Origin of the sequence: Vulcanisaeta sp. JCM 14467 (genome assembly GCF_001316245.1) — an archaeon.
Classification (GTDB): Archaea; Thermoproteota; Thermoprotei; order Thermoproteales; family Thermocladiaceae; genus Vulcanisaeta.
On record NZ_BBDM01000011.1, the window covers coordinates 26,382 to 42,705 of the forward strand.

Below are 16,324 nucleotides of genomic sequence, written 5' to 3' on the forward strand. Positions count from 1 at the left end.
TCAGCCAATACCTACGTGGTGAGTTTCGAGAATTATTATGCAACTGTGGTGAGTTTGGTAATTTTCGTAGTGGCGCTACTAATTGGGTTATTAATGAATGAGAGGTATTATAGGGTGATTAAGGAATTATTTACGCAGACCAGGGAGGCGGAGTCGAAGGGGCCATTGTCGGTCAGTAGCGGTGAGGTTGAGGTTTTAATGTGCCCCCGCTGTGGTTATTCAAAGACAATACCATATAGGCTTGGTGACTACGTTGGTAAGGTCGTTGACGATACATGCCCTAATGATGGCGAGAAATTAGTGGTCCACGCAATATACGTGTCGAGACCCAGTACTCAATCCTCATGAAGTTAATAAAAGATAAGCTTTATAACTGGTGGCGCATTCACATGTTTCGTGACCTATTTTAATAGGGAATAGGGTTACGAGTATAAAAGATGTCTTTAGCCTAAACGAGGGTGCCGAGGTCACGATAAGGGGTTGGTTTATAGGAAGAGGGAGTTGAAGGATAAGATATTCCTAATTGTTAGGGATGGTAGCGGTATAATTCAGGCGGTAATTAATAAGTCCGAGCCCAACATAGCCGATATAGTGTCCAAGTTGAATATTGAATCGTCACTTATACTAACGGGGGTTGTTAAGAAGGAGCCAAGGGCACCCGGTGGTTCTGAAATCCATGTTAAGAGGATTGATTGGTATTACGTGGGTGACCCATTCCCAATAAATGAGGACGCTGCCAAGGCTGACAGTGAGTACCTGCTCGATGTTAGACATTTATGGGTTAGGAGTAGGAGGATGTGGGCGGTGCTTAGGATTAGGCACACTGTATTTGGCGCAATCCATGAGTTCTTCAGGTCTAGGGGTTATTATGAGGTTCAGGGGCCAATGTTCGTATCCGCGGCGGTTGAGGGTGGCGCCACGTTATTCCCTGTTAAGTATTTCGATAGGGAGGATGTATACCTAACACAATCATCGCAGTTCTACCTCGAGGTTTTGATATACACCTTGGAGAAGGTGTATACGGTGGCGCCAAGCTTTAGGGCTGAGCCGTCAAGGACTAGGAGACACTTGACTGAGTTCTGGCATGCGGAGGCTGAGGAGGCTTGGCTTCAATTTGATGGTTTGCTCAAACTGCTCGAGGATTTAATCACGTACATCGTTAATAAGGTGCTTGAGGAGAGGCAGGATGAGCTTAAGTTGTTGGGTAGGGATATGAAGATTCTCGAGGATGTTAAGCCGCCATTTTATAGGGTTAGTTATGACGAGGCCATTGAGATCCTGCAGTCTAAGGGGTTGAAGATCAAGTGGGGTGATGACATAGGTGCTGATGAGGAGAGGGTATTGACGTTGCAATTCGATAAGCCAGTCCTTCTACATCACTTCCCTGAGCAGGTTAAGGCATTCTACCATAGGAATGACCCTAGTAGGCCGGAGACTACGCTAAGTGTTGATGTTTTGGCGCCTGAGGGCTATGGCGAGATCGTGGGTGGTGGTGAGCGTATTTATGATTATGAGGAGTTGCTCGGTAAGATTAAGAAGTTTGGGCTTAAGCCCGAGGATTATGATTGGTACCTGGACTTGAGGAGGTATGGCTCGGTCCCACATGCTGGGTTTGGACTTGGCATTGATAGACTCGTGATGTGGGTTTGCGGGCTTGACCACATTAGAGATGCAATACCGTTCCCAAGGGATATAAGGCGCGTTAAGCCATGAGACGTCAGATGATTTAAAATGGTTCGGTTACTAATAACCGGTTCACCCGGCGTGGGGAAGACCACGGTGGCAATGGAACTTTCAAAAGCCCTTAATGCCACATTAATAAACATAAACGAGGTAATAAGGCCCCTCCTTAAATGGGACCCTGGTTTATCCACGAATTACGTAATTGATGAGAAGAGGGCACGTGAGTTAATTAAGGGTAGATTAAGTGGGTTGGATTCGTACATTATTGATACGGTGGCCATAAACCTAATCGATAGGGAGTTAATTGATTGGTGCATCGTGCTTAGGCTTAACCCTGTCGAGTTAATGCGTAGGTTATTGTTAAGGAATTGGCCTAGGTGTAAGGTTGTTGAGAATGTGCTTGCCGAGGTTGTTGGTTCATCATTGAGTATGGCCATTGACTTATTCGGTAAGGATAGGGTGATTGAGGTTGATACGACAAATAAGGGCGTTCAGGACATCGTCAAGTACATAATCAGTCATGTATCAAGTGGTAATAGCGTGATTGGCGTCGTTGATTGGCTTGACGTGCTTGACACGGATTTCCTAATAAGTCTTAGTAGGGAGTTGGATGGGTGCCAAGCTTAGTGATCCGTGTACTTCACACTCCTCATTACCCTCTTAATCTCAAACATGAATAGCCTACTCCAGCCAATGTTCTCAAGTCTCTTAACAATACTCCTCAGCGTACCAGCCCTAAGGCTCACGAGTAATACCTTACCAACGCGCTTACCCTGCATGAAGAACCTAATAAGTACGAGTCTCTCATTCTCATACTCAAAGATGTAGTCCTTAATGGTTCTGTACTTACCGAGCGTATCGCCAAACTCCTCCTCAGCCATGTCAAGGTAAGTGGCTAGGTCTGGGTCGATCTCCATGTACTCAAGCCTATGTAGACCGACGTTCTCAAGGTCGAGGATGGTCACGTCAAGGTCCTTATTGACCTCAAATATGGCAATGCCATAAATACGCATTTCAATCCCCATGCCAATGAAACTATTATGCTTTAAAAACATTTTGTCCAATAACTACTGAAAAAAATAGAGTCAGAATGTTATGTGGACACAACTTAACCATGCATAGTAGATTAGGGTGTTCACGATGGTTACGGGAACACCATACTTCATAAACTCAAGAAAGCCAAAGCCCTCACCACCCCTCTTCTCACTGGCCTCACTAATTATCACATTGCTTGCCGCACCAATTAAGGTCAGGTTACCAGCTATGGTACTCGATGCCGCCAAACCCACCCAAATAATGTAATTATCTGGCGAAACCCCCAACTCCCTCATTAATGGTATGTATAGTGCGACCATAGGCACATTACTAATTACCTGACTAAGGAGTAAGCCCGATATGAAGACCCCAATCAATGTTGTTGGCAGTGGTAAATAATGGGCCAGTGCGTTGAGCACCCCTGATTCGAGGGCTCCCTCACTAACGATGAATAGCCCTATGAAGAATAGTATCGTCGTCCAATCAACGTTATGAGCCACACTCCTCCTATCACCACCGCTGAGTAGGTAAATTATTGAGGCTCCCATGAACGTAAGCGTCACTGGGGTTAGGTACGGACTTACGTTAAAGATATCCGTTATGAAGTATAGGGGTATTAATATTAGTAGTATTGCAATTGCAGTGTAGGCAAGTCTCCTATTGGTGAGTAATTCCTCGGGTCTCCGGGTCTCCAGTATTACCACATCGTCATTATTTCCATGGAATAGTAATAGTAGTGGGTATGTAATTAGTACGTTAATTATGGTTGGTGGTAACAGGTAGAGCGCAAATACCAAAAATGGCCTTGGCATACCCGATTCGAGGGCTATAAGCAGGTTTTGTGGATTACCAACCGGCAGCGCCACACTGCCTATGGTTACGCCAAAGGCTAGTGCGTAAAGTAATGGTTTAACATTGATCCTAGCCTGTCTCCTCATTGACACTATGACGGGCGTGAATGAGCCGGCAATTCCATCATTTGATAGGGCAAGTGATAATAGGGCTGATAGCCCAAATATCCTTAGTATTAATTTATCCATGCTACGACTACTTATTAATAGCCTATACGCCAGGTAACTAAAGAATCCACTGACCTCGAGCGCTGATGATATTGTGAACAATGAGATTAGGAATAGAATAACATTAAGGTTTATAGAGGACAGGGCCTGGCTTGGCGTGAGTATGCCGAGGACTATGGTGAGCGACGCACCGAATAGCATTGCTACCCAGGGCTGTACATTGATCCTACCAACCCCCTCAGGCTATCAGGCCGTACGTGACCGCTAATATGATGCTATCTTCTACGAATTTTATGGGTATCATAGTTTATTTATTCGTCCTTCTACAGCGGTATAAAGTTAAAAAGCTTTCGTCTTCGACGTTATTTAAAGTAAAGGGAGGTTGAATGAATAAACTTAATTAGGAGGATAGGCACTGGGATTATTGGTGATGATGCTCGAGAGGTTTGACTCGATGATAATAACGCAGGCCTTGCTGAATATGCTTAAAGGAGCCGCCATTACAATGGGTCGGTGACACTAAATGGGGGCTAGGGATGCTATTGATGATTTAAGGGCTGTGATTACGTTCTTCACAATAATACCGATTGGTGGTTCTCACGATGTTTCGAGGGCCTTAAGAAATGCCTGGCTCGCCATATTAATAGTGCCAGTAATAACGGGGTTATTACCTGGTCTCCTTGGTTATTACCTGAGCCTGTACGTACGCAATAGTTTGGCAATAGCATCTATTACGTACTTACTATTACTTATCTTAACGGGGCTTAATCACATCGATGGTTTTGCTGATGTGGTTGACGCATTGATGGTTAGGGGCTCAGTTGAGGATAGGGTTAGGGTTCTGAAGGATCCACATAGGGGCTCTGCCTCTATAGCCATGGTCGTTTTATTAATAATATTGGCTGTTTCATCACTGCCTAATTTGATGAGGGTGTTGTGGCAGTCATTATTCATGGCCGAGATTGTGTCTAAATCGGTGTGCTGTCTCTCGGGTGTATTTGGTAAGGAGCCTGGCCATAGGGGGTTGGGTTGGCAATTAACTAGGTATAGTAAGGAGAGGGTTCACTTAGTTATTACTGCATTGATCGTGGGCTTAGTAATGACTTACCTATTATTGAGATTTATTGGCGTAATCATTGCCTTAATATCCATGTCCCTTGGCGTGTTATTATTCATGGCTCTGCAGGGTAGCCTTGGGGGTGCTGTTGGTGATCTTTATGGTTTCATACTCGAGGTTTCGAGGGTTATAACGCTGGTGCTATTGTCAATAGTAATATCAACTATTTAATGCTCCTCAGTATTGCTTTAATACACTGCCTTAATTGCATCATTTGTATGAGCAGTGAGTCAAATGCGATAATAAGTATAACGCCGGACCTGGCATTAGACATGGGGTATACATACGCTGGTGGGCTTGGGGTTCTCGAGGGCGATAAGTTCTATGGCGCGGCAGCGCTCGGGCTTAATTACTACGTGATAACGCTCCTCTACAGGAATGGTTATGTTGATTATGACTTTGACGAGAATGATAACCCAGTACCAAAGCCACAGCCGCAGCCCAAGTCCTTCCTGGAATCCCTGAGGCTTGCTGATACGTACGTGGTGAGGCTGAGGAATGAGAACGTGGAAGTCAATGCATGGGAGTATCGCCTAGGCACGGCGCACGCCATATTCCTAGAGCCCAGGGGGCCTGAGTGGGCGTTGAAGTTGACGGATAGGATATACATAGAGGGTAGTGTTGAGGAGAAGTTCTTGAAGTACATTTTCCTCGCCAGGGGTGCTGTGGAGTTTATCAGGAGGAACATTGGGCTTGAGAATGTTAGGTATATTGATCTTCAGGAGGCCTACGCGGCCATGGTACCGATAATACTCAGGATACCTGGTAGGTATAGCTCATAATACATACGCCAGGCCCCTGGGGACACCCATCATTCCCAAACAAGCTCTTTGATGAGGAAACGGGTTATAGGTTTATCGAGGATCCAGTGGTCCTAACGAGCATTGGGGCTGCAATGGCTTGGGAGGTCATAATGGTCTCGTCAAAGCACTACGACATAATGAGGAAGGTGATACCTCAATTCATTAATAAGGCAAGGTTCATAACCAACGGCATAGACCTAAATCGCTGGATGGACGTAGAAATAAAGGTGCTCTATGAGAAGGGCTCACTAACCAGGGAGAGTCTCGCTCTCATTAAGTCTCGATTAAAGAATGAGTTACAGGGCTTGATTAGGTCGTACAAACCCGTCGAGTTAAGTAATGATTCATTCGTTGTTGCGTGGGTCAGGAGGATGACACTATACAAGAGACCCCACTTCGTGGCCAGGTTGATCGAGGAGGGTGAGTTCAATGACGTGATCTTCGTCCTAGGCGGTAAGTCGCACCCAATGGATAAGGATGGCTTAGTATACATGAGGAAGTTCAGGGAGTTGCACAGGAAGTATAGGAATGTCGTGTACGTGCATGATTACGACGTTAATAAGGCTAAGACAATACTCAAGGGTGTTGATGCGTTACTCTTCACGCCATTCCCAGGTTGGGAGGCGAGTGGTACAAGCTTCATGAAGGCCGCAGTAAATGGCGTGCCGAGTATTGCCTCGCGTGACGGCGCCGCAGTTGAGTTAATAACTGATGGCGTGAATGGTTGGTTGTTTGGTAGCGATGTTAGGGAGCTTATTGACTTCGCAAATGACCCAAGGGGTAAGGAGATTGATGAGAGGGAGTACGTGGAGTTCAGGGCGAAGTTTGCCCAGGTGTATGACCTGTATAACTCAGACAGGGAGCGCTTCTATTTAATTAGCCTAAGTGCAATACTTAGTTTTGCGCCTAGGGTTGATATTAGGAGGGTGCTTCGTGAGTACTACCCGGACCTCGTTAAGGGATGAGGTTAAAGTTTTTAATTACCCGGTAACCTTGATCGTCAATGCCAACCTGTAAACTCTGTGGGAGGTCATTTGATACGATGTCGGAGCTCTACGCGCATTTACGTAGTGAGTGTACGAAGATTCCCAGATCAAGGAGGTGCCCAGTGTGTGGTAGTAAGTACAGGTCAATTAGGTTCATGAAGCTTCACCTAATTAATGAGGCGTTTGTCGAGAGTAAACATATGGCTTATCTAGTTAGCATTTAGGAGATAACGTTATTTAATTAAGCATGCTGTTTCTGCCGTGGAGGTAACCAGGATTGTTAAGGTACAATCCAACTGCCAGGAATGCTTTGACCTTGTGATTAAGGCATTATCAATGCTTGACGGAATACTGCTCATGAAGTTCTTCAATAATGACCTAGTCATAACCTACAACACGGACAACGTTACCTTCGGCGAAATAGCCCAATCAATACTATCACTGGGTGTTGGCTTAACGCTTAGGAAGGTGATAATGAATGTGTATATTCGGGGTAACGTAAATTTAGACGAATTAGAACTAGTGTTAAGCAGGGCTGTTGATGGCGTCGTTAGCGTACTCTATGACCAGGCAACATTCAGGTTATCAATAATAATGCACCCCGATACGGACGTAAACGCCATCATTAATAATCTAACGAGTATTGGCATGGTCATTAATGAGGTAACTGCTGATGAGATAACCCAGGTACTTATGGCCCGTACCTGAGTTATGGCGGTGTTGGCCTGACTAAATCGGTGGGTAGGTTCAATTGCTTAGCCACCTTGGCAAGGTGCTTTAGGTACACGGTTAATCCTCTATCCCTCTTGGCGGCATCAATTACTGCCTGCACTATGTCAATAACCGCATCATAAACCTCCCTATTGACCGGGTATGGAGAGCCATCCTTACCACCGAGTGCAAATGCGTACTTCCTCGGGTCAATGTTGGCTGGGTCCTCCCAATCAACAGGGTTCCTATACACAAGCTCCGCTATTAATGCCAGTGCCAGCATTGTACTGGGCCCGAGACCCCTGACGAGGAGTAATTCCCTAAAGTCATTGACATACCTAGCCCTCTTAATGGCATCCTCATTTATCGATGCGGTGTACGGCCTAAAGGCACCACTCATGTATGGGTTGTAGTACTTAGGTGGTTCCCTGCTAGGTACGTTAATATTGATGAGTCGCCCCTCATCATGGCCCTAACCAACGCCCAATCCCTCAACACCTTATTAACGTCCTGATGGACCAAGTCGAGTATCATCCCCCTAGCATCGCCACTTACCCTACTAACCATGTTGAGTGCGTAATTACCCTTAACACCAACGATGCCTGTGTGAGGTTCGTTTAATAGGTCATTCCCCATCCAAATGTGGTACCTCCTGGCATACCTAGTCTTCTCATTCATGCCCTGTTGAATTATTGTCCACGTACCGTCAGAGCCAATCATCATTGCGTGGTGATAAAGCTTATAGCCATCCTGGAGCGCCGTATTATCTATCTTCGCAGAAAGCCTAGACATGAGTTTAAGCCCATCAACATCGATATCCCAAACCCTACCCAACTCCTCAATCTCTACAGGCGTATTAATCGCGTAAACCCCCTTACCACCAACGACCCTAATACCCACATCCCTCTTCGAAAGCGCCTCCTTTAGTGCTGCAGTCGTTATTGTGGTGCTACCCGAGGAGTCCCAATCCATGCCGATTATGTTATTGAAGGCTTGGAAGAATATTGGGTTCGAGAATAGCCTTATGGTTTCCCTAATGCCGTGCTCATCAACCATAAGCTCGACGATAAGCCCGCTAAGCTTAACCATCCTACTGTAGAGCCACGGCGGCACATGTCCGGTGTGTAGCGGTAAGTCCGCAAAACCTGAAATGCTCACATTCTCTGTTTCAATGAATCTAATATATAGTTCTTTCGTTTTAGTGGGCAAGTTAATTTCGAGATGGACCTAAGAGACCCTGGAGGTTCTAGCTTAATGGAGGTATTATTCTTCACGATGGTTTAGTAAAACAATAAGGTTATGCTTTTATGTGTTCTCAATCATTAATGGTTAATGGACTTCGACCTGTCTAGGGAGGAGGCTCTGTTTAGGGATTCGGTTAGGGAGTTTGGTGAGCGGTACATAAAACCGCATTGGGTAGACCTTGATGAGGCAGGTACTCGCTCCTAGACCTAATACCCAGGCTCGCAGAGCAGGGCTTGGTAGGCCTAACCCTGAGCTCAAGGTATGGCGGTTCGGAGGCCTCCTTCCTAATGGCGGCCATAGCCGCTGAGGAGTTGGCCTACGCAGACCCAAGCCTCGCCGTCCCAGTCTACTTCCTGCTTGAGACAGCCTGGCCATTCATAGTGCAGAGGTATGCCAAGGACAGTGTTAAGGAGGAGGTCCTGCCGAGACTAACCAAGGGTGAAGCTTGGATTGGCATTGCGTCGACGGAGCCCCAGGGCGGTAGTGACGTGGCTGGCGAGAGGACTGAGGCCAGGTTCGTTGATGGTAGGTGGTTGTTGACTGGCGAGAAGAACATGGTGACTGGCGTCTCGTTAGCGCTTAGGCTACCCTATGGTGGCGGCTTTGTGACAATAACCAGGACTGGGCCTTTGGAGGCCAAGCACAGGGCAATAACGACGATGCTATTCATGGTTAAAAGGAATGGCGTGGTTAACACGGGCTTCGAGACCAGGGACTACGAGGAGTGGGGTAGGAGGGGGATACCGACTGGTTACCTAAGGCTTAATGGTGCGCCCGTGGATCCTGACTTCGTGCTTGGTGAGGTTAATAATGGGTTTAAGATAGCCATGGAGGGCTTTGACGTGGCTAGGACGCTGATCGGTGCGGCAGCCCTTGGGACTGCACGCTGGATGCTTGAGCAGGGTAAGGATTGGATTAAGTCCAGGAATGTGTTCGGTAGGCCAATAGCCTCTTACCAAGCGTTAGCTTCAGGTACGCCGAACTGGCCACTAGGCTTGAGACTGCCAGGCTCATGGTATATAGAGCCGCATGGCTAGCGGATAAGTTCTATAGGGGTGATTCGGCTGTTTCGATACTGGATGTGGCCAATGCAGGTGCCATGCTAAGATGCTCGCGGTGGAGCTTGCCATAGACGTTGGGCTGGAGGTCATGAAGTGGTTCGGCGGCGTTAGTTACTTTAAGGAGACGCCAATAGCGAGGGCGTTCCTAGGGGCCTGAGCTACTACGTGGGCGCAGAGGGAACGCAGAACATAATGAGGTTGATAGTGGCGAGGGGATTAATAGGTAGGGAGGTGGAGTAACCGTGGTCATTGCCTACCTCTCAAATTCATGCTGTTAATAGGGATAGTGCATACATAATCCTCGTGTCGATGAAGGCCTCAATCAACGCCGCAACCACAATGATCAATGCCGTGATCACCACGTACCTAACGGTGGTAGTTCCAGCGGCCATGTTAACTACCCTACTCATTACATACAATTCCAGGGTGCCATGGGGAATCATCGAGATGAAACCAGCGACTCCATAGGACGCTGCCAGTAACCCGGCCAGGACGCCATATATGTATATGAAGACGATTGCGTAGCCCTTGGAGTATTGGCTTATTAGGTAAAGTGCCGTGAAGGCCGCGGAGTTAGTCGCCAAAACCCAAAGGAAGAGCCTAACCTCAAACCTCAAATCAAGCAATACTGCGGATACCCTAGCGACGTCAAAGACCCTGAAGGCAAAGGCGCCAATTAACATACCCGTCACTACGCCCAATACGAAGGAAGCAACTATGTTCCTAAACATGATAAAACACCAGTAACGTCCCGAGGACGACGATAGACACTATTACCAAGGTTATGTAAGTAGCCACGGAAAGCAGCAGGGATTGCTTCAAGGACCTTAAGAATGGCATTAGGAATAGGGTGAGGGATATAAAGGCTACTGGCGTTGGTACAGCCATGACTAATAGTAAATACTTAGTGCCGAGGAATAGCATGAGCAGCCCAAGGGCTATTGAGTAAGCCATGACGTAGAAAGCGATAGACCAAGCAGTCATTGAGTAAACACCATCATCACTAACCGGCCTAATAAGGACCTTAACAATGGGCTTACCAACAACGGCGAAGAGCATTAAGGTACCAAATGAAGAAACAAAAGTAAGGAAATAAACAACCGTGGCCGAATAAACAGGGTCTGACGAGTAGGGGAGTAGGGAGATGAACCTAGGGCCAAGGACCTGAACCGCCAGTGATAGAGAAACCGCACTCGATATTGCCGAGGCAGGTAATGCCAGAGCCACGGCGGCAGTAGGGAGAATGGGTTACGGGAAGCGACAAACCTCCTGAAGTCAGGGTGAACACCGCTTATTAACGAGAGACCTAGGTAAGCAAGTGGGTAAGCCAGGGTAAGCAGCGCCATGGCGAGCTTACCATGACGAGCCCTCACACGCTGCATTAATTCCTTAAATCTCTCAGAAAACCTGCTCACGTCCATGACAGCCTTTCTTCTCAGCAATACTGATGGGGCGCGACCAACACTGTAGTAGGCGGCAAGGTCTGCAAGTGTTTCTCTAAGCATGGGTGTTATAATGCCTATAGAAAAGAATGCGACAAAACTGGCATAAAGTAAAAACATAATTACGTATTTATTTATCACATTAATGACGTGATGATAGAAATTTAATAGCGCAACCGCATAATTGAAGGGTGCCATAAAAGCCGCACCGGCAATCGCAATAATTAACACATCGATGAATGACCATTTAATATGATGTTCTTCATGGGCTAAGACAGCCTTATAATCCGTAGGATCATTAAATATATCTTCCGATACAAATATTACTCTAGGTATCCTAAGCACCGCACCGATGATTGCCTGCCCTAAATTTGAAGTACCGTTCACGACATATACGGCATCCTTACAGGGGCCTGGTAAGATGCGGCATATTCTTAAACGATAAAGATCGTAGGCTACTTCTATGATCAAGAAAAATAGCGCATTAACGACATAGGTTACAAGTAGTATATGGATTAATCCCTATTTTAGTGAGGATTAATGAGACAATGTAAATCCATGCCATCCAACTTATAATCCCAATAATGCCTATACCCATAAACCTAGATGTAATATTACTAAGATTAACCCTATTATAGACATATAAATCAATTTTAAATACCCTATACATAGTCATAATTAGATATTACGCAAGTGCTATACCAAGGCCAACCCCGGTCGCGGCAACTAACCCAAGAGCCACTATCGCTGCTGTATCTAATAGATTCATTTCTGCTAAAACGGCTATTGTAACAGCTAAATCCCCACTATAGCTAAAGAATTGGTAACTTGCAAATGCAGCGGCTGCACCACCAAATGCTAAAGCCCCATTACCTGTATTAACAGCTTGCGACATTAGCCATATTGCCATTATATGCGGCACTGGCGTCGTTGCCAGTGCTATTAACGTTAATGCTGCGATAGCTCTTATTGCGTCCTTCCTGAGCCCTGGAATGCTGCTTCTCATCATTGTAAGGTTATTTTAACTAATATATATATTGCGCTATTATGGGAGGATGTTGTTTACATTATCTAGTACTGTTTTTGTAAATTATTGATCATTGTAGATATACATGCTAAGCCCGTAATACTTATCCTGTATTGGCAGTGAGAATAATTTTTAAGGCCACTGCATAATCCTTGAATTAATATGAGTCAACAACCAGGGACACAGGTGCAACACCGCATACTGCCTACATCCTCTCGTTAATAGGGAGTATACTGATGCTAATAAGTGCGATATTCGTCCTGGCCTTTGCGGCGGTGGTGGCGTCCATGCCACACCTCTTCATACATAGGTTTAGTTATTACCCAATGACGTTCATGCCTATCTTCGTGCCAGCCTTCCTCATCGTTATAGGCGTTGTTGGTCTTATAATTAGTGTGCTCGCCCTATACTTCTCCCTTAGGCTTCGTGGACTTAGTGATGTGGGTGCTGTGCATAGTACGGGTGTCATACTCCTCATACTTGCCATAATAGGGCTCTTCGTAGCAAATGGCTTCTTCATAGGCTTCATACTGCTCCTTATTGGCTCGATACTTGCCCTTACGTGGAAGCCATAAATAGGCTTGGCTTATTCCTAGGTTAAAATGGTTGACAGGGCTGTCCTCCGTTACATTAGGGAGTTGTTGGATCCCTACTCGATTTATTACTCGGATGGCGTGCTTAATAGTGAGGGTATGACGTTGCTGAGGATTATAGCCAGGGAGGTCCTTAAGGAGTACCCAAGCCTAAGGCCTAGGTTCGCCAAGGCTAGGCGTAGGAGGGATTATGAGTATGTCTCGAGTCTCCTCAACGACGTAATTTCCTACCTTTCACAGCAGTCTCAATGAACTTCAGTGACTTTTTATAGATCCTACTCACTTGGAAGTTGTTGCCCTTAATAATTATTAGGGTGATTAGTATCATCAGCAGCACCGTGGATGCTGCGCGTCTATAAAGCATTGTAATCCTCCTCATTAGGCTATTCACATTGTCCTCTATTAATTACGCTATACTTATATTTATCTCTGCATTAATTGGAACGTGCATGAACAAACAACGGCGATTAGCATTGCTAGGAAGTGCTCGTCATACATAGACCTGATAGGTGGATCTATGGCTGAGTATGACTTCATAGAATGGCTCCTAAATCAAGTGGACAATCCATTATTCTCCTATGAATTACAGCCAGTGAGCGTCCTAGTTTGGAGGGATAGATTCTCACGAATTATACATGGTAATAATGAGTTTAGGGCTTTGAGCATGCCATTAACCCTAGGCGGCTCCGGTAGGGGTAAACTCACGATGGACATCAACGACTCAGAGGGTAAGATATTACTCACGGACTTCCCAGAGGACATGGATGACGCCAAATACATATACATAAAGGCTATGGAGAAGGGCGCCTTAGCATCATCTTCAGGGATAGGCACCCCGGTGTTGTTAGGAGGATTGTGGTCACGGCAACGCCTGACTATTCCTGGGATAGGGCACCGCCGCCCGTCATGCCTGCGCTCACCGTGTCAAAGGAGGTCGGCGATGAGTTAAGTAAGCACGTTGGTGAGGAGGTGGAATTCGTGAGTGATGTAGAGACGAGACTAAGCACTGGCTATAACCTAATCATTAACCTTGAGGGTGATAAGGAGGAGACAGTGGTCCTAGCCGTGCATCACGATCATTGGTTAACTGGGTACGCAGATAATTGCCTAGGCGTTGGTTTAGGCGCATCCATGCTGCTTAATGTGATTAAGGAGAGGGCATCCATGAAGAGGGGTTTATCCTTCATATCATTCACCGCTGAGGAGGTCGGAAACCCTGGGTTTGCAAGCCTATACTGGGCCTATGGGTCTACCAGGTATGTGGAGTATCTAGAGAGGAGGAACCTGCTCAATAATATTTATGCCGTGCTTAACCTAGACGTCGTTGGTAGGCAATACGTAGTACACACCAGTGAGGACCTATCAATGCAGCTCAGCCAATTGGTTAGTACGCAGTGGGAGTTACCCAAGCCCTACTTCGACTCACTCAACTTTGAAATGAATGGCATACCATCAATGACTCTCTCAAGCCTTGACTATTACTGGGATGTATATCACACGGATAAGGACGTTGAGGATAGGGCGAGTCAGCAGGACATTGACTCGGCATTCAAGGTCGCGAGTCAATTACTCAATTATCTATTAACTAGTGATTTAACGCCGTCACCCTACATATCCGTGCTAAACAGGGACATAATAAGCGTGGGGCTTGGCATAGAGCTCAGGGAGGACTGGGAAACCTATAGGCTTGTTAAGTACTTACTGTCTAAGTATTTAATTGAATATAGGCGTGATGGGTCGGTTAAGACCATATACACAAACTCAATACTATCCTACGTCAGGAGGTTCATAAACATTAACGACATAAGCCAGGTACCGCTTAGGGTTGAGGAGATGGGGAGTGGCAAGGTGATAATGGACACAAGCACCATCAGAGACGTGAGGCAATTAAGCCAGTACATATCGCAGGTAATAGAGTCGCTGGCTGAGGACATGAACATAAACCTAGTCACTTAGCTCCCTGGTGCCCGTCCTATCCCTTATCAAGGTACTGGATATCTTATTGCCAAAGCCATCCTTAATTATTGGAACAGCAATAATGTACAGGGGTCGCAATCCCCTCTCCCTTCTAAGGTTATTAATCTCAATAGCCCTCGGTAAGGTCTCCAGGCTAACTACTATGGCGTCGATCGTCGGGTCAACGATTGTTGGGCCGTATGGATCATTAATTACGTCAATTATCACATCACGGTCATTACCACCCAACTCCTTAATCAAACTCTTTAGGTTAAGGAACCTAATCTTCAGCGGCTTCACCTTATACGTCTTATAGGCCTGGGCAAACTCGTCACTCGTAACCCCAACGAGCACCTTACGCCCATAGTTGAGTGCCATGAAGAGTAATGCCGTGTGCCCCGCGTGAAGTGTGTCGAATGTTCCGCCAACAGCAACCTTCCTAAACCTAAGTCTCTGCATATATGGGTAATAATGCAATTGGTAGTACTTAATAAACCTTGAGATTATTGAGGACTTAGTGCCCAGTTAATTGTCAACTATATAATTGATGGGTATTAATATATATGGGGTGAAGAAATAACACCTTGAGACTTAGGTTTTTATACCCAGTTATACCCTATGCGCGTGTCATCCATATATAGGAGGGTTATTAGGATTGGCGAGAAGAGCATAGGCATAACACTGCCTAAGCGGTGGCTTGATGTGTTGAGTGTTGGTGTTGGTGATGTCGTTGAGATTAGCCTGGTCGGTAAGGTGATCGTTGTTAAGCCAGTCACGCAGGTCGGTGGTGAGACTAATGAGGTCACAATATCACTTGGCGGCTCTATTGATGAGACGACGAGGGTCATCATTGCCAGCTACATTGAGGGTTACGATAATGTGGAGGTTATTGGGCAGAAGGACGTGATTAGGAAGGCCTTCTCAAGCGTTGAGAAGAAGCTACCTGGCTCGTTAATGCTTGAGGGTGATGGTAGCGTGTTAATTAAGGTGGCTACAAGCGAGACTAACGTGGACCTTAACGAGGTCATTAATAGTATGGCTAATATACTAAACTCCATGTTTAGTAAATTCATTGATTACCTGGAAACGAACAAGGAGGACTTGCTTAAGGAGGTCCTTGAGCTTGACGATCAGATGGATAAGCTATATTTCCTAGCCCTGAGAACCATTAAGAAGTTGTCCTTCAGGGACCCGAAGAGGGCCATTGATGATACGATAGTGGTGAAGAACCTGGAGCATGCAGCTGATGCCCTTGATAGGTTATCCAACGCCTTCATGAGGGTACAGGCGACTCAGTGTAGGCATGAGATTAGTGAGAAGCTTAGGGATGTGTGGACTTATATAATGAAGGCCGTGTATTCATATCTGGACAACAGCATAAACAACGCATTGAAGGTCCTGCTCGATAGGGAACGCATGCTGAATAATATGCTCGAACTAGCCAACATGGGGTGTACAGGGCTAAGTGGTTTATTGACGGCTTCAATACATGAGGGGCAATTAATGGTTGCCCTGGCTGCTGACATAGCCGAGGCAGCCTTCAGTAGGCATGTTAGAAGTATTGCAAAGCCCGCGAGGATCGTCACAGGCGAGGAGTTAAATAGCGAGGAGTGAGTTTGATTAGCGGTGATGAGCACGTCGGTAGC

21 protein-coding genes and 2 pseudogenes are annotated in these 16,324 nt (G+C 46.1%); 14 read left to right on the forward strand and 9 right to left on the reverse strand.

All coding sequences use genetic code 11. From position 1 onward, the window contains the following. Nucleotides 1-18: 18 nt before the first annotated feature. The 3 genes and pseudogenes from JCM14467_RS10395 (at nt 19) to JCM14467_RS10405 (ending at nt 2,310) form a co-directional block, all read left to right on the forward strand. Nucleotides 19-348 carry a hypothetical protein gene (locus JCM14467_RS10395; RefSeq protein ID WP_054850072.1) on the forward strand — a complete coding sequence of 110 codons (330 nt, stop codon included), beginning with the start codon at nt 19-21 and terminating at the stop codon, nt 346-348. A 61-nt stretch (nt 349-409) separates the two neighbouring features. Then, nucleotides 410-1,713, forward strand: a pseudogene (asnS, locus tag JCM14467_RS10400) (asparagine--tRNA ligase). 18 nt (nt 1,714-1,731) lie between these two features. Next, complete coding sequence (locus JCM14467_RS10405) at nt 1,732-2,310, forward strand: adenylate kinase family protein (protein WP_054850073.1); 579 nt, start codon at nt 1,732-1,734, stop codon at nt 2,308-2,310. On the opposite strand, the gene JCM14467_RS10410 is transcribed toward JCM14467_RS10405, so the two are convergent. Both JCM14467_RS10410 and JCM14467_RS10415 read right to left on the reverse strand, forming a co-directional pair. After that, complete coding sequence (locus JCM14467_RS10410) at nt 2,307-2,708, reverse strand: hypothetical protein (RefSeq protein ID WP_252901371.1); 402 nt, start codon at nt 2,706-2,708, stop codon at nt 2,307-2,309. The genes JCM14467_RS10405 and JCM14467_RS10410 overlap by 4 nt on opposite strands. A 60-nt stretch (nt 2,709-2,768) precedes the next feature. Then, entirely contained in the window at nt 2,769-3,938 is a 1,170-nt protein-coding gene (locus JCM14467_RS10415) for an SLC13 family permease (RefSeq protein WP_252901372.1), read from the reverse strand. A gap of 322 nt (nt 3,939-4,260) precedes the next feature. Here JCM14467_RS10415 and JCM14467_RS10420 point away from each other — a divergent pair, with 322 nt between their 5' ends. The 5 genes from JCM14467_RS10420 (at nt 4,261) to JCM14467_RS10435 (ending at nt 7,351) form a co-directional block, all read left to right on the forward strand. Next, entirely contained in the window at nt 4,261-5,025 is a 765-nt protein-coding gene (locus JCM14467_RS10420) for an adenosylcobinamide-GDP ribazoletransferase (RefSeq protein ID WP_054850075.1), read from the forward strand. A 47-nt stretch (nt 5,026-5,072) separates the two neighbouring features. Further along, complete coding sequence (locus JCM14467_RS17930) at nt 5,073-5,636, forward strand: hypothetical protein (protein ID WP_252901373.1); 564 nt, start codon at nt 5,073-5,075, stop codon at nt 5,634-5,636. Nucleotides 5,637-5,722: 86 nt separating this feature from the next. Beyond that, nucleotides 5,723-6,622, forward strand: coding sequence for a glycogen/starch/alpha-glucan phosphorylase (locus JCM14467_RS17935; protein WP_252901374.1), 900 nt, complete (start codon nt 5,723-5,725; stop codon nt 6,620-6,622). A 38-nt stretch (nt 6,623-6,660) separates the two neighbouring features. Then, nucleotides 6,661-6,867 (forward strand): C2H2-type zinc finger protein, encoded by a 207-nt coding sequence (locus JCM14467_RS10430; RefSeq protein ID WP_054850076.1) that lies wholly within the window; start codon nt 6,661-6,663, stop codon nt 6,865-6,867. 37 nt (nt 6,868-6,904) lie between these two features. Then, nucleotides 6,905-7,351, forward strand: coding sequence for a hypothetical protein (locus tag JCM14467_RS10435; protein ID WP_054850077.1), 447 nt, complete (start codon nt 6,905-6,907; stop codon nt 7,349-7,351). Between the two features lies 1 nt (nt 7,352). Here the strand turns inward: JCM14467_RS10435 and JCM14467_RS17940 are convergent, their stop codons facing one another. Both JCM14467_RS17940 and JCM14467_RS10440 read right to left on the reverse strand, forming a co-directional pair. Beyond that, the gene (locus JCM14467_RS17940; RefSeq protein WP_252901375.1) at nt 7,353-7,754 is read right to left on the reverse strand and encodes a DUF763 domain-containing protein; all 402 of its coding nucleotides are present in this window, start codon (nt 7,752-7,754) and stop codon (nt 7,353-7,355) included. Beyond that, entirely contained in the window at nt 7,751-8,512 is a 762-nt protein-coding gene (locus JCM14467_RS10440; RefSeq protein ID WP_252901376.1) for a DUF763 domain-containing protein, read from the reverse strand. The genes JCM14467_RS17940 and JCM14467_RS10440 overlap by 4 nt, the downstream gene beginning before the upstream one ends. A 174-nt stretch (nt 8,513-8,686) precedes the next feature. On the opposite strand from JCM14467_RS10440, the pseudogene JCM14467_RS10445 reads away from it, so the two are divergent. Next, nucleotides 8,687-9,900, forward strand: a pseudogene (locus JCM14467_RS10445) (acyl-CoA dehydrogenase family protein). A gap of 26 nt (nt 9,901-9,926) precedes the next feature. On the opposite strand, the gene JCM14467_RS10450 reads toward JCM14467_RS10445, so the two are convergent. The 4 genes from JCM14467_RS10450 to JCM14467_RS10465 all read right to left on the reverse strand — a co-directional run bounded on the left by JCM14467_RS10450 (nt 9,927) and on the right by JCM14467_RS10465 (nt 12,108). Continuing rightward, nucleotides 9,927-10,391 carry a hypothetical protein gene (locus JCM14467_RS10450; protein ID WP_054850078.1) on the reverse strand — a complete coding sequence of 155 codons (465 nt, stop codon included), beginning with the start codon at nt 10,389-10,391 and terminating at the stop codon, nt 9,927-9,929. After that, nucleotides 10,384-10,719, reverse strand: coding sequence for a hypothetical protein (locus JCM14467_RS10455; protein WP_054850079.1), 336 nt, complete (start codon nt 10,717-10,719; stop codon nt 10,384-10,386). Before JCM14467_RS10455 ends, JCM14467_RS10450 begins: the two co-directional genes overlap by 8 nt. After that, complete coding sequence (locus JCM14467_RS10460) at nt 10,719-11,489, reverse strand: hypothetical protein (RefSeq protein ID WP_252901377.1); 771 nt, start codon at nt 11,487-11,489, stop codon at nt 10,719-10,721. The genes JCM14467_RS10455 and JCM14467_RS10460 overlap by 1 nt, the downstream gene beginning before the upstream one ends. 298 nt (nt 11,490-11,787) lie before the next feature. After that, a complete protein-coding gene (locus tag JCM14467_RS10465) occupies nt 11,788-12,108 on the reverse strand; it encodes a hypothetical protein (RefSeq protein WP_252901378.1) in 321 nt (106 codons plus the stop codon). 257 nt (nt 12,109-12,365) lie between these two features. Between JCM14467_RS10465 and JCM14467_RS10470 the strand changes: the two genes are divergently transcribed. From JCM14467_RS10470 to JCM14467_RS10480, 4 genes are all read left to right on the forward strand, one after another. Then, entirely contained in the window at nt 12,366-12,704 is a 339-nt protein-coding gene (locus JCM14467_RS10470) for a hypothetical protein (RefSeq protein ID WP_054850082.1), read from the forward strand. Between the two features lie 27 nt (nt 12,705-12,731). After that, entirely contained in the window at nt 12,732-12,974 is a 243-nt protein-coding gene (locus JCM14467_RS10475) for a hypothetical protein (RefSeq protein ID WP_054850083.1), read from the forward strand. A 193-nt stretch (nt 12,975-13,167) separates the two neighbouring features. After that, a complete protein-coding gene (locus JCM14467_RS17945) occupies nt 13,168-13,671 on the forward strand; it encodes a hypothetical protein (protein ID WP_252901379.1) in 504 nt (167 codons plus the stop codon). After that, on the forward strand, nt 13,578-14,678 hold the full coding sequence (locus JCM14467_RS10480; protein WP_252901380.1) for a M28 family peptidase: 1,101 nt from the start codon (nt 13,578-13,580) through the stop codon (nt 14,676-14,678). The genes JCM14467_RS17945 and JCM14467_RS10480 overlap by 94 nt, the downstream gene beginning before the upstream one ends. Here the strand turns inward: JCM14467_RS10480 and JCM14467_RS10485 are convergent. Next, nucleotides 14,667-15,137, reverse strand: a complete 471-nt coding sequence (locus tag JCM14467_RS10485; RefSeq protein WP_054850084.1) for a phosphopantetheine adenylyltransferase — start codon at nt 15,135-15,137, stop codon at nt 14,667-14,669. The genes JCM14467_RS10480 and JCM14467_RS10485 overlap by 12 nt on opposite strands. A 159-nt stretch (nt 15,138-15,296) precedes the next feature. Here JCM14467_RS10485 and JCM14467_RS10490 point away from each other — a divergent pair, with 159 nt between their 5' ends. Further along, entirely contained in the window at nt 15,297-16,292 is a 996-nt protein-coding gene (locus tag JCM14467_RS10490) for a phosphate signaling complex PhoU family protein (protein WP_252901381.1), read from the forward strand. Nucleotides 16,293-16,324 lie beyond the last annotated feature (32 nt).

Coding starts and splice junctions, on each gene's coding strand:
- JCM14467_RS10405 (WP_054850073.1), top strand. CDS start 1,732: ATGGTTCGGTTACTAATAACCGGTTCACCCGGCGTGGGGAAGACCACG.
- JCM14467_RS10410 (WP_252901371.1), bottom strand. CDS start 2,708: ATGGGGATTGAAATGCGTATTTATGGCATTGCCATATTTGAGGTCAAT.
- JCM14467_RS10415 (WP_252901372.1), bottom strand. CDS start 3,938: ATGCTATTCGGTGCGTCGCTCACCATAGTCCTCGGCATACTCACGCCA.
- JCM14467_RS10420 (WP_054850075.1), top strand. CDS start 4,261: ATGGGGGCTAGGGATGCTATTGATGATTTAAGGGCTGTGATTACGTTC.
- JCM14467_RS17930 (WP_252901373.1), top strand. CDS start 5,073: ATGAGCAGTGAGTCAAATGCGATAATAAGTATAACGCCGGACCTGGCA.
- JCM14467_RS10430 (WP_054850076.1), top strand. CDS start 6,661: ATGCCAACCTGTAAACTCTGTGGGAGGTCATTTGATACGATGTCGGAG.
- JCM14467_RS17940 (WP_252901375.1), bottom strand. CDS start 7,754: ATGAGTGGTGCCTTTAGGCCGTACACCGCATCGATAAATGAGGATGCC.
- JCM14467_RS10450 (WP_054850078.1), bottom strand. CDS start 10,391: ATGTTTAGGAACATAGTTGCTTCCTTCGTATTGGGCGTAGTGACGGGT.
- JCM14467_RS10455 (WP_054850079.1), bottom strand. CDS start 10,719: ATGCTCTTCGCCGTTGTTGGTAAGCCCATTGTTAAGGTCCTTATTAGG.
- JCM14467_RS10465 (WP_252901378.1), bottom strand. CDS start 12,108: ATGAGAAGCAGCATTCCAGGGCTCAGGAAGGACGCAATAAGAGCTATC.
- JCM14467_RS10470 (WP_054850082.1), top strand. CDS start 12,366: ATGCTAATAAGTGCGATATTCGTCCTGGCCTTTGCGGCGGTGGTGGCG.
- JCM14467_RS10475 (WP_054850083.1), top strand. CDS start 12,732: ATGGTTGACAGGGCTGTCCTCCGTTACATTAGGGAGTTGTTGGATCCC.
- JCM14467_RS10485 (WP_054850084.1), bottom strand. CDS start 15,137: ATGCAGAGACTTAGGTTTAGGAAGGTTGCTGTTGGCGGAACATTCGAC.
- JCM14467_RS10490 (WP_252901381.1), top strand. CDS start 15,297: ATGCGCGTGTCATCCATATATAGGAGGGTTATTAGGATTGGCGAGAAG.